The organism is Streptomyces sp. NPDC102259 (genome assembly GCF_044766465.1).
Taxonomy (GTDB): domain Bacteria; phylum Actinomycetota; class Actinomycetes; order Streptomycetales; family Streptomycetaceae; genus Streptomyces.
In genome coordinates, this window is sequence record NZ_JBIWMA010000001.1 from 769,588 (window position 1) to 781,336 (window position 11,749).

Annotated in this window: 9 protein-coding genes; 6 read left to right on the plus strand and 3 right to left on the minus strand. The window is 71.7% G+C overall.

All coding sequences use genetic code 11. From position 1 onward, the window contains the following. The first annotated feature begins 26 nt into the window (after positions 1–26). Positions 27–722, plus strand: a complete 696-nt coding sequence (locus ACIRPU_RS03500; RefSeq protein ID WP_355708341.1) for a hypothetical protein — start codon at positions 27–29, stop codon at positions 720–722. A gap of 4 nt (positions 723–726) precedes the next feature. Next, entirely contained in the window at positions 727–1,608 is an 882-nt protein-coding gene (locus tag ACIRPU_RS03505; protein ID WP_403861040.1) for a hypothetical protein, read from the plus strand. Here the strand turns inward: ACIRPU_RS03505 and ACIRPU_RS03510 are convergent. After that, positions 1,597–2,067 (minus strand): DUF1992 domain-containing protein, encoded by a 471-nt coding sequence (locus tag ACIRPU_RS03510; protein WP_403861043.1) that lies wholly within the window; start codon positions 2,065–2,067, stop codon positions 1,597–1,599. The genes ACIRPU_RS03505 and ACIRPU_RS03510 overlap by 12 nt on opposite strands. A gap of 117 nt (positions 2,068–2,184) precedes the next feature. Here ACIRPU_RS03510 and ACIRPU_RS03515 point away from each other — a divergent pair, with 117 nt between their 5' ends. Next, positions 2,185–2,577, plus strand: a complete 393-nt coding sequence (locus ACIRPU_RS03515; protein ID WP_403861046.1) for a hypothetical protein — start codon at positions 2,185–2,187, stop codon at positions 2,575–2,577. A 29-nt stretch (positions 2,578–2,606) separates the two neighbouring features. Here the strand turns inward: ACIRPU_RS03515 and ACIRPU_RS03520 are convergent, their stop codons facing one another. Both ACIRPU_RS03520 and ACIRPU_RS03525 read right to left on the minus strand, forming a co-directional pair. Beyond that, on the minus strand, positions 2,607–3,278 hold the full coding sequence (locus ACIRPU_RS03520) for an O-methyltransferase (RefSeq protein WP_355708334.1): 672 nt from the start codon (positions 3,276–3,278) through the stop codon (positions 2,607–2,609). A gap of 89 nt (positions 3,279–3,367) precedes the next feature. Continuing rightward, complete coding sequence (locus tag ACIRPU_RS03525) at positions 3,368–4,714, minus strand: DUF2330 domain-containing protein (RefSeq protein ID WP_403861050.1); 1,347 nt, start codon at positions 4,712–4,714, stop codon at positions 3,368–3,370. Between the two features lie 473 nt (positions 4,715–5,187). On the opposite strand from ACIRPU_RS03525, the gene ACIRPU_RS03530 reads away from it, so the two are divergent. From ACIRPU_RS03530 to ACIRPU_RS03540, 3 genes are all read left to right on the plus strand, one after another. Continuing rightward, positions 5,188–7,245 carry a phosphatase PAP2 family protein gene (locus ACIRPU_RS03530; RefSeq protein WP_403861053.1) on the plus strand — a complete coding sequence of 686 codons (2,058 nt, stop codon included), beginning with the start codon at positions 5,188–5,190 and terminating at the stop codon, positions 7,243–7,245. Positions 7,246–7,308: 63 nt separating this feature from the next. Further along, the gene (locus tag ACIRPU_RS03535) at positions 7,309–7,503 is read left to right on the plus strand and encodes a hypothetical protein (RefSeq protein ID WP_403861056.1); all 195 of its coding nucleotides are present in this window, start codon (positions 7,309–7,311) and stop codon (positions 7,501–7,503) included. A 317-nt stretch (positions 7,504–7,820) separates the two neighbouring features. Next, complete coding sequence (locus ACIRPU_RS03540) at positions 7,821–11,582, plus strand: LamG-like jellyroll fold domain-containing protein (protein WP_403861597.1); 3,762 nt, start codon at positions 7,821–7,823, stop codon at positions 11,580–11,582. The last annotated feature ends 167 nt before the right edge of the window (positions 11,583–11,749 follow it).

Genomic DNA, 11,749 nt, shown 5'->3' on the forward strand with positions numbered 1-11,749 from the left:
GGGGCCGACACATCGGAAGGCAAGGCATGTCCACAGGAGTGATCATCGCTCTGATCGTGATCGTGGCGGCCATCGTCGCCGTCGCGGCCTTTCTGGCCGTGCGGGCCCGCGGCTCGCACGGCGGACACGGTCTGAAGCGTCGCTTCGGGCCCGAGTACGACCGTGCCGTGGCCCGGCACGACGGAGACGTCAAGGCCGCCGAGCGTGAGCTCGACGCCCTGGTGGAGCGGCACGGCGGGCTGCGCGAGCGCCCGCTGGAGCCCGCGGAGCGTGAGAGGTTCGAGGCCCGCTGGACGGCCGCGCAGGAGCGGTTCGTCGACTCGCCCCAGGAGGCGGTCACCGAGGCCGACCGCCTGCTCGCCGAAGTGGCCGGCGCCCGGGGCTTCCCGGACGGCGACCAGTACGAGGAGCAGCTCGCCGCACTCTCCGTCCACCACGCGCACCATGTCCACGGCTACCGACGCGTCCACCGTGTCGCACGGGTGCGCGCCAACGGCGTCGGCACGCACGACGCGAGCGCGACCGGCACGTCCGGCGCGCCCGGCACGGAGGACATGCGGGCCGCCATGGTCGAGGCCCGTGCCCTCTTCGACGACCTGGTCGGCGATGCCTCCCACGACGCCGGCCGCCGTCGGACGCAGGAGCGCGTGAGCCAGGACGGCTCCCGCTCCGCCCACCACCTGCCGCGGGGCTTCCACCGTCACCAGGCGAAGGAGAGCTGACTCCATGCCCGACCTGACACCGAACACGACTCCCAAGACGACGCGGGACACGACACCGAACACGACGCGGGACACGGGTGCGAACCCGGACGCGATCCCGGGCGTGAACCCGGGCCTGAACGCGGAGAACCGCCGACCGGCGGCCGACCGAGCCCGAGCGACGAAGCCCGGCGACACCGCACTGACCGGCGAGACCGCACGCGCCGGCGAGGCCGCACGCGCCGACGAAACCGTCCGACCGAGCGAAACCGTCCGACCGAGCGAGACCGCACGGACCGGCGAGGCCGCCCCGCGGGGCGAGGCCGGGCTGCCGGGCGGGACCGTCCTGCCGGGGGAGAGGGGACGGACGTCGGCGGAACCGCGCGGGACGGCGGCCGTGGCCGAGCCGACACCGCTCGGCTCCGAGACCGGCCCCGGCGGAGCGGCGCGCGGCCGGGCGGCCGGCGCCGGCCGGGACGCGGGCCCGCTCAGCGCCTCCGGCGAAGGGGCGCCGCCCCGGCACCGGGACGCGGGCGCGGTGGAGGCCGTCACGGGCCGTGAGTCGACGGCCGCCACCGCCGAGCACGGGGACCACCGTGATCACGGCGCGTCTCTCCTGCCGGACGACGAGTGCGACCGGATCGCCTCCCGCATGCGGCACGCGGTCGTCGGGTTCGTCGACGGCCCGCGCGACGCCGTCGCGGAGGCCGACCAGGTGCTTGAGGACCTCGCCGCGCGCTTCACGGACGCCGTGGACCGGCGACGCCGCACCCTGCGCGGGTCCTGGCAGCCGGCGGAGGGCGGCAAGGACCGCGCCGCGTCCGCCGCGACGGCCACCGACACCGAGCAGCTCCGGCTGGCCCTGCGGGACTACCGCGAACTGACCGAGCGGCTGCTACACCTCTGAGCCCTCGGCCCCCTGGGCCCCTTCGGCCCTCGCGGTCCTCGCGGCCGACCCACCTGCCGTCGCCCGGCGCTCCCGCCACTCCCGTACGACCGCTTCGACGTCGTACGGCTTCATGCCCAGCGGGGGGCCGGGCGGCGGCCTGAACATCATGTCGCGCAGCTTGACGTTGACGTCCGTGATGATCTTCCGGACGATGCGTTCCGAGGGCGCCGCGTACGCCGCCGCGAGCGCGTCCTCCGCCTCCTTGCGCAGGGCGAGCGTCGGTGGCAGGACGGAGAGACCCTCACGGGCCATTTTGCGCTTGATCCACCAGAGTTCGTCGTACGCGGTGTCCACACCCGCCGGCAACGGCTTTCCCGCGCCCGGAAGTTGGGCGAACTCGCCGCGCCTCTCCGCCTCACGGATCTGCTTGTCGACCCAGGACTCGAACGGGACACCCGGTGGCTTTCGCTCGGTCATGCGTCCATTGTGCCGGACGCGGTGGGGCCGGGCGATTTATCATGCGCCCGCTGTACAAGCACACTTAGGACCCAGCACGCCGACAGGCATGTCAAAGACATTTCAAGGGGAGCGCACGTGCTCGAACTCACCATGGCCACCGTCTCCGGGACGGAAGAGGGCGCCACGGCCGGCATGCTGATGGCCGACTCGCCCAGCGACCCGGGTGCCGTGCTCCGGGTGGGCCGGGACAAGTCCGTGTGCCGCCTCGCGACCCCCGACGACTGGCTGTTCGTCTCCCGGGTGCACCTGGAGTTCCTGTGCGGTCCCGAGGGCACCTGGCAGGTCTCGTGGCTGCGCGGCTCGCAGGACGAGCCGTCCTCCGAGGTGCGGCTGGTGAGCGGCCAGTACGCGCAGCCGCTCGCCTACGGCGGGACCATGCCGCTGCCGCGCGGCGGCTCCGGCGAGATCATCGTCCTCGACCGCACCGGGCCGCGCAGCGTCAACGTGGGCTTCTATCACGAGGCGTGACAGCTTCCGGGGGGAAAAGAGCTGTGCGGCTAGGCCAGCACGCGTGCCAGCGCGAAGCCGTCGTAGCCCTTGGCCCCCACCGTCTGGATGGCCGTGCCGCTCAGCCTCGGGTGCGAGCCGATCAGCTCGATCGCGGCGCGGGTGCCGACCACGTCCCCCGCGCCGCTGTCGGCTTCCACGACCCGGCCGCCCCGTACGACGTTGTCGACGACGATCAGACTGCCCACACTGGTGAGCTTCAGCGCCCACTCCAGGTAGTGGGCGTTGTTGACCTTGTCGGCGTCGATGAAGACGAGGTCGAACGGCGGCGGATTCTCGTCGGCCAGCAGCGGCAGCAAGTCCAGGGCCGGGCCGACCCGTACCTCGACCAGCTTGTCGAGGCCCGCGCGGGCGATGTTGCGGGTGGCGACCTCCGCGTGCCGGGGGTCGTACTCCAGCGAGATCAGCCGGCCGTCGGCCGGGAGCGCGCGGGCCAGCCAGATCGTGCTGTAGCCGCCGAGCGTGCCGATCTCCAGGACCGTCCGGGCCCCCTGGATCTCGGCGAGCAGCTGGAGCAGCTTGCCCTGGTTCGCCGTGACGTTGATGTGCGGCAGCTCGGCGGCCTCGCTGTCGCGCAGCGCGGCCGCCGTCACCTCGTCGTCCGGGGCGAGATGGTCGGTGAAGTAGGCGTCGACGGCGTCCCAGGCCTGCGACTCGCTCATGCGCTCTGCCTCTCGTTTACCTGACATATCCGGCGGTATGTCTCGTCAGGAATGCTAAGTCGAGCCCCACGGATCCCCGGCCGGGGCTTTCAGCCGTTCGGCGCAGGGGGCACCGCGGAAGGCGCGGCGCGGGGCGCGGGGGGCACGGCCGGAGTGGGGCGCGCGGAGGGCATGGGGGGCGTCCGCGGCGGAACGGACGGCTTCGCCGGGACGGGAGCGGGCGCCTTCGCCGGGGCGGGAACGGGGGGAGGGATGACGGGTGCGGGAGGGGTGACGGGGGCGGGCGGCCGTGTCGGCCGAGGGGGAGCGCTGCGCACGGACGGCGGCTGCGGGGGCACGGCAGGCGTGGCGGGCGTCGGAAGGAAGCCCGACGCGTGTCGGGGGCGGGGCAGGGCCGCCCGGCGGGCCCGGCCCCAGCGGACGCCCAGGACGACCGCGACCGTGTTCAGGACGGCCAGTCCGCCGACGACCGTCAGCAGCCACACCGGGATCCCGGCCAGCGCGAGCAGCCGGTCCTCATAGATCACCTGCCGGTACACGGTGTCCGTCGCCGCCCGGCGCAGTTCATGGTCCCCGGAGATCTCCGAGGGCCGCGGGAACTCCTGGGCGACGGCCGTCAGGAACGGGGTGCCCTCCGCCAGCTCGGCCAGCGGCCCCGTCGCCCTGCCGAGCGGCCCGGCGAACGTCACCCGGGGCCGCTCGCCGCCGATCCGCGAGGCCGGTTCCATGCGGTGGGCGGCGAGGACGTACAGGCCGAGCGACTGCGGGATGGCCGCCAGCCGGGACAGCCGCATCGGGTAGACGAGGGTGTCGGCGGCGAAGGTGAGGTGCAGCGGCTCGAGTTCGCCGCGCAGGGCGGTCCCGGTGCTCTCGGGCGTCAGCCGGACCGCCACGTACTCCCAGCGCCGGTCGACGTACGGCTGGAGCGCGGTCTCGAGGGGGCCCGGGAGGGTGAAATCGTTGGCGCGCAGCCAGTCGTCGAGGGCGCCCGGGTCGGTGGCGGTGAGCCGGGCCACGTCGAACGGGCCGAGCCGCTCGCGTCCGATCACGCCGATGCCGGGCCTCGCCCCGGGCGGCGGCGGCCCCGCCATGCCGCCGCCCGTGGTCAGCGGCCAGTCGCCGTCCTGCGGCCAGAAGTGCTGGCGGGTGCGGTGCACGGGGGCCGTGGCCGCGGCCAGTTGGTCGAACAGCTCCGGGTCGCCGAGGCCGACCGTCGCCCGGTGCGGCACGGGCATGATCCAGGCGGCCCGGTCGGCGTCCCCGTCGACCGTCAACCGCATCACGATCTGTTCCTGCGCGCCGTCCCAGCGCACGACGGAGACCTCCCGGCCGACCACGACCTGCCGCTGGTCCGCGGGGAGCAGCGCGCCGCAGCCGCAGGCGTACGCCGGCGCGACGAGCGAACCGAGCTGGATCGCCAGCAGAGCGAGCAGCACGGCCGTGATCCGCCCCCGTGACCGCCTCTGCCGCGCCTGCCGTCCCTGCCGCGCCTGCCGTCCACGCAGGAAACCGACCATGCCTCGTACCCCTCCAGCACTCTCCGTACCCGCCAGCGCGCATTGTGGTGGCAACGACGGTACGGCTGAAGCCCCTGTTCCGTTCGAGGCCTGATCCAAATCCCGCCCCCCGACGGCCCGCTGACGGTCCCGTATCCCGACCCGTGTCCCGACTCGTATCCCGACCCGCGTCCCGAGCCGTATCCCGCCCCTCGTCCCGTCTCGCTTCCCGGCCCGTGGAAACGGCCACGCCCCGGGACCACTATCGTCTTTCGGACAAAAGGAGAGCGGACGTCAGGTGAAGCGGGGGTGGCCTGCGTCTCTGTCCGGGGGCGATGTGAGCCTCATAGGTTGCGGTAGGAGACTTCGTGCACGGGACGCGTGGGACCAACGCGGCGGGAGGCCGACGAGGCGTGGCGAATGCGGAGCACAGCGGGCGGCCGACGGAGGCCTTCGGGTCGACGGCGGCCGACACGGTGAGGGCACGGCTGCGCGTGGCCCGCCTCGGCCTCTGGCTGGTGGCGGCGGTCCTCGCCGTGCGCCAGGTCGCCGTCGTCCTCGGCACCCCGCGCGGAGAACGGCTGACGGACCTGGAGACCTGGGTCGGACCGAACGGCGTACTGCACGTCAAAGGCTCGCTCTACGACTCCACGCTGTTCACGGGCACCCCCTTCGGCGGGCTCGTCCTCAAACCCCTCACCCGGGCGGCCGAACAGGCCCTGGGCTGGGGCTGGACCTTCGGGACCCTGTTGCTGGTGGCCGCCCTGGGCCTGGTCGTGGCGCGGGCGCTGCCCCAGCCGGTCAGCAGACGGACGGCGCTGCTGGCCGCGCCCGTCGCGATCAGCCTGCTGATGCTGTCGCTGCCGGTGCGCAACACGCTCTGGCTCGGCCAGACCAGCATCATCCCGGTGCTGCTGGTCCTGCTCGGCTGCTTCGTCGTACGGGACTGGCGGGCGGCCGGCGCCCTGATCGGCCTGGCGGCGGCCCTCCAGCCCACCGTCCTGCTCTTCGCCGCACTCCTCTGGTTCACCGGCCGCCGTCGCGCCGCTGCCGCCACCGGCGCCTCGTTCGCCGCGGTCACCGCGCTCGCCTGGGCGGCGATGCCGCACGACTCGTACACCTACTGGGTGCACCACATGGCGGGCGTCGGACTCGGCGGCGAGGCCGACGCGCTCGCCAACCAGTCCCTGCACGGCGCCCTGCTCCGCCTCGGCCTCTCCGGCCCGCTGGAAATCGGCCTGTTCCTGTCGCTCGGCGCGGCCGTCGCCGTCCTGGGCGTCCGCCGGTCGGTCCGCTACGCCCGCGACGGACAGCTGCTGCTCGCGGTCGCCCTCACGGGCTGCGCGGCGATCGTCGTCTCGCCCACGACCTGGCAGCACCAGCTGCTGTGGGTCCTGCCGGCGGTCGTGGGACGGGTCGGCAAGCGCGCCTCCGACCGCTACGTGTGGCCGGTGGCGGTGATCCTGGTGATGACCCTCCCGGCGAAGATGATGCTGCCGAACATGGCGGCCCTGTACCCGCTGCGCGACAACGCGGTGCTGCTGGCGGCGGTCGCGGCGGCCACGGTCGTCCCGTTCCTGCCGCGCACGTCCCCGTACTACCGCAGGCCCGTCCCGACGGAGTACGCGCGGCCGGTCCCCACGCGCTGGAAGCACGTACCGCTGCTGCCGTTCCTGAAGCGGGTGCCGACCCGCCCGAACCTCCTCCTCGAGCTGCTGCTGATCCGTGTCACGTACGCGGCGTACCAGCAGGTCAGGCTGGGGGCGACCGGCGGCACGAACACCGGCGGACGGGCCCGCGCGGAGGAACACGGCCGGCAGGTCCTCGACATCGAGCGGTTCCTGCACATCGACATCGAGCACTGGGCCAACCACGCGGTGGTCAAGGTCGGGTGGCTGCGGGACTTCTTCGACTTCTATTACGAGTCCTTCCACTTCGTGGTGCCCCTGTCGGTCCTCGCCGTCCTGTACTGGCGCCGCCCGGTCGACTACCGCTGGGCCCGCTCCTCCCTGGGCTTCGCGACCCTGCTGGCCCTGGTCGGCTTCTGGCTCTACCCGCTGGCCCCGCCCCGTCTGATGCCGGACCTGGGCGTCATAGACACGGTCCACGGCGCCCAGGACTTCTCCAAGCCGGACTACGGGACGCTGACGGCGCTGACGAACCAGTACGCGGCGATGCCCTCCCTGCACTTCGGCTGGTCCCTGTGGTGCGGGCTGGTCATCGCGATCGTCGCCCCGAAGTGGTGGATGAAGGCGCTGGGCCTGCTGCACCCGTTCTTCACGGTGTCGGCGATCGTGGCGACCGGCAACCACTGGGTGCTGGACGCGGTCGGCGGCGCGGCGGTGGTGGTCGGCGGCTTCGGCCTGTCGTACGTGCTCATGGGGCCGCGGGCGCGGTCCGCGACCGCGACGGCGGGAGCCGTCGAGCCCGCGGTGCCTGAAGTGTCGGAGAGGGACCCGGCATCGAGATGATCCCGCTTCGGGCCCAGGCCGACCGGAGCAGTGGGACAATCAGCGGGTGGACACGGGGGGATCATGACGGATCGTGACTGGAACGACGACAGCGATTACCGCGACGCGGCGCAGAAGGCCGAACGCGCGGAGCGCGCAGGGTGGATGGCGATCGCCGGCGCGACAGGTCTGATCGGTTTCGTGCTGATCGTCCTGGCCGTCGTCTGCGTGCTCGCGGTCATCGCGGGCCTCTACGTGGTGATGGCTGTAAATCGCTAGAGGCTGTCGTTCCCTTTCCCCTTTCTTTCGTCTTTCTTTCATTTCGTGTTCTGCGCGGACATCGATCCGTCGATGGCGCATTTCTCAAGGGGCAGTTGACCGGCTTTGGTGCGTCAAGTGGCCATTGCGTACGGCGATAGTTCCTTGACGCTGGGTGAGAGAGCGGTTTGAATTCGCTTACTTTTTCGAGATCTTCTGACTCTGGGGGGCGGAGTTCAGTGCTTTCGGCACGGGGCGGTTCAGGCGCGTTCGGACGTCGTAGACACGGCAGACGCAGGGGGACGGGAACGACGGCCGCGTTGGCCGTGTTGCTGGGCATGCTGGCGTTGCCCGCGCAGGAGGCCGTGGCAGCCTCCCCGGAGGCGGACACCGCGCATTTGACGGAGGGTCAGCAGGCGCTGGCCGAGGCGGAGGAATCCGGCCAGCGGGTGGAGGTGACGGGGGAGCGGACGGATCGGACGACGGTCTTCGCCAATCCCGACGGGTTCACCTTCACGCTGGAGCAGTCGGCGGTTCCGATACGCGTGGCCAAGGCGGGCGGTGGCTGGCAGGCACCGGACGCGACGCTGGAAAAACGTTCCGATGGTTCGGTGGGGCCGAAGGCCGCCGCCGTGTCGATCGCGTTCTCGGCGGGGGGCGACAAGGCGCCGCTGGCGCGGATCGAGGACCAGGGCAACTCGCTGGAACTGGAGTGGCCGGGCAAGCTTCCGGCCCCGCGGTTGGATGGCCCGAGCGCCGTATACGCGAATGTGCTGCCGGGTGTCGACCTACAGGTGACGGCGACGCCGGAGAGTTTCCAGCCGGTGTTCGTGGTGAAGACGCCCGAGGCGGCGGCGAACGAGGAGTTGAAGAAGCTCACCTTCGGGCTGAAGGCTCAGGGGTTGGACGTTCGCGAGGGTGCGGCGGGTAATCTCGCCGCGGTCGACGGCAGTGGTCGCACGGTGTTCAAGGCCCCGCCGGCGAGGATGTGGGACTCGGCCGGCGAGACCGCCGTGACGCCGCAGACGCCGACAGCGGCCGAGACGCCGAAGGCACGGGAGACGCCGAAAGCTGACGGGACGCCAGAGACCGCTGTGACGCCGGAGGCCCCGAAGGTCCCGGAGACACCGGAGACACCAAAGGCGGCCGAGATGCCGGAGACGTCGGAGACCGCCGGGGCTCAGCCCCAGTTGCTGCGGGCGCAGGTGCTCGGCGAGGAGCCGGTGCAGTCGTCCGACCCTGCTGAGGTGGCGCCGTCGGGGTCGGGTCTGGAGCCCGGTCAGGGTGACAAGGTCGCGAGGATGGACGTCGCGGTCACCGAGGACTCGCTGTCCGTCGTCCCGGACACGGAGATGCTCACCAGGACCGACGCCTCCGCCTTTCCGCTCTTCATCGATCCGACGGTGACCTGGGGCGAGTCGGAGCGCACGCTGTTGCGCAGTGACGGCTACGAGTCGTACGGCTGGAGCAACGGCGACGACGACCAGGGCAAGGGCGCTGGTAAGTGCGGTACGTGGAACGGGTATTACTGCGGTCCGGGGTATGTGCAGAAGCTGTACTTCGAGTTCTCCCCGGCGAGTCTGAAGGGCAAGAAGGTCCTGGACACGACGTTCCGGGTGACGGAGCCGTGGGCGTTCCAGTGTGATCCGCGGTGGGTGGACCTGGTCCGTACGAACAACATCTCCTCCGCGACCACCTGGTCCTCGCGGCCGGCTGAGCTGGATCTGATGGTGGACCGGAACGTGTCGGCCGGTCGTGGGTCGTTGTGCGATCCGGACGCACCGGACGCGCCGATCGAGTTCAACGACAACCCGGACGAGACGAACGAGAACCTCACCTCGACGGTGTCGAACTTCGCGGCGGGCAAGTTCTCCCGGCTGACGCTGGAGATCAAGGCGCACGACGAGTCCGATCCGTCGGCGTGGAAGCGGTTCAAGAACGACGCCGTTCTCGCCGTGAACTTCGTCGGCCTGCCCGACAAGCCGAGCGCCATCGGTCTCGTCACCGGTTCCGGCACGGTCTGCGAGACCACCGAGAGCGACCCGGCGGTCATCTCCGACCCCACCCCGGCGCTGGCCGCGACCGCGCAGACCAAGGCCGGCGGCGAGAAGGACGCCCAGCTGCGGATCGCCTACGACCTCGACAGCAAGAGCGGCAGCAACTGGGTGGACACCGCGCCGGGCAGCGGCGACGTACGCCCCTCGACCGGTTACGTCGGCGACAACGCCAAGGTGACGCTGACCTGGTCCACCCTCACGGACGGCACCCTCTACCGGTACCGGGCCTGGGCGCGGTCGTACTACAACGGCGGCGCCAGCTATCTGGCCGGCGCGTCGAACGCCTCCACCACTGGCTGGTGCTACTTCAAGGTGGACTCCAGCGCGCCCAAGGCACCCGCCATCACGGTCGGGAGCCCCTACACGCCGTGCACGACCAACGACTGCACCGCTCACGGCGGGCCCGCGGTGAAGGGCACGTTCAAGTTCGGACCCGCCACCGGCGACACCAACGTCGCCTACCAGTACAAGCTCTCCTCGACGGCCGCGTGGTCGAAGGACCAGACCGGAGCTTCGGTGTCGGTCGGCATCACGCCCACGAAGGCGGGCACGTACCGCCTGTACGTGCGGGCCAAGGACGCCATCGGCCGCTACGGCGCCCAGTCGGTCGTCGACTTCCTGGTCGCCGACGGTGAGAAGCCGGTCGGCCAGTGGCAGTTCGGCGAGGCCGACGGTGCCGCGGTGGACTCCGCGACCTGGGACGGCGCGGACAACGCGACCCTGGCCGGTGGCGCGGTCCGCGACGACCGCGGCCGTCGCGGGCTGATCACGCGTGACGCCGCCGGCGTGCCGCTGGCGACTCCGGTGACGGACAAGGGGCTGACCCTCGACGGCAGCACCGGCTACGCGGCCACGGGCGGCACGGTGCTGGACACGGCCGGGTCGTACACGGTCGCCGCCTGGGTACGGGTCGACCCGGCCTCCACGAAGACCGTCACGGTCCTCAGCCAGTCCACGGCGACGAGCCCGTTCACCGCCAAGTACAGCCCGTTCATCATCTCCTACGGCACCAAGTGGAGCATGCGCGTGCTGGGCACGGACGGCACCTTCCACGAGGCGGCGGCGCCCACCACGTCGCCCAAGGGAGTGTGGACCTATGTGGCCGGTGTCCATGACGCCGTCGCCAAGAAGGTCCACCTCTACGTGAACGGCAAACTCCAGGCCTCGGTCGACGCGGGGCCCGCCTGGCACGCGGACGGCGCGTTCCAGATCGGCCGCCTGCTGTACGCGGACACCTACGTCGACTACTTCAAGGGCAGTGTCGACGAGCCCATGGCGTGGCAGCGGGCCCTGTCCTCCGAGGAGATCGAGGACGACGCGCGGACGCTGACCTCGCAGGGGTACGCCGGTGTGGAACTGGTCGCCGACTGGTCGGCCGACCGGGGCGTCGGCACCACGATCGCGGACACCACCTCGGGCTACGGCCGGTCGCTGACCCTCGGCGGAGGTGCCTCGCTGGACGGTGAGTCGATCGTCCTGGACGGGGTGGACGACGCGGCCACCACGGCGGGTCCGGTGGTGGACGACACGGGGTCGTTCACGGTCACGGCGCTGGCGTCGCTGGATCCCACCGTGCTCGCCGGCAGGAGCGTCGGCTCCACCGGTCAGGTGGTGGGGCAGCGGACGGCCGACGGATCGGCCTGGGGCTTCTGGTACGAGCTGACCGGCAAGCAGACCGTGCTGGACGAGGAGACCCTGGAGGAGAAGACCGTTCCGGTGGGCTTCTGGCGCTTCGGCCGGCTGAACGCCGACGGCACCTTCAGCGCCGTGGCTTCGGAAGAGGCCGCCACGGTGGACGGCATGGTCAGGATGACCGGTGTCCTCAACGCCCAGGACGGCACGATCAGCCTCTATCTTGGGGCGGTCCAGAACGGCGACGACCAGGTGTTCACGGCCAGGATCGGCTCGGGCGACTTCGCGGTCGGCAAGGACTTCGCCGGTAACGCGTGGGGGCACTACCTGCCCGGACGTGTCGCGGACGTGCGCCTGTGGGCGGGCGCGATGGCCGGATCCGACCAGATCGAAGAAACCGTGGGCGACTGACGAGGCGGGGCAGGGCGGCTCGCTCGGCGAGCCGCCCTGCCCCGCCTTCGCCGCGCCTCTCTCCACACGACCGCACAGGACCGGGGGAAGACAACCATGATCTTTGGCAGGGGCACCTCAATCTGGCGAGGGAGTGCCGCCGGACGGCACCGAGCCGGCCGGCTGCT

Bases quoted from the DNA above. Each gene is read 5' to 3' on its own strand.
- ACIRPU_RS03540 (WP_403861597.1), top strand. From the start codon at position 7,821: ATGCTGGCGTTGCCCGCGCAGGAGGCCGTGGCAGCCTCCCCGGAGGCG.
- ACIRPU_RS03505 (WP_403861040.1), top strand. From the start codon at position 727: ATGCCCGACCTGACACCGAACACGACTCCCAAGACGACGCGGGACACG.
- ACIRPU_RS03500 (WP_355708341.1), top strand. From the start codon at position 27: ATGTCCACAGGAGTGATCATCGCTCTGATCGTGATCGTGGCGGCCATC.
- ACIRPU_RS03520 (WP_355708334.1), bottom strand. From the start codon at position 3,278: ATGAGCGAGTCGCAGGCCTGGGACGCCGTCGACGCCTACTTCACCGAC.
- ACIRPU_RS03510 (WP_403861043.1), bottom strand. From the start codon at position 2,067: ATGACCGAGCGAAAGCCACCGGGTGTCCCGTTCGAGTCCTGGGTCGAC.
- ACIRPU_RS03535 (WP_403861056.1), top strand. From the start codon at position 7,309: ATGACGGATCGTGACTGGAACGACGACAGCGATTACCGCGACGCGGCG.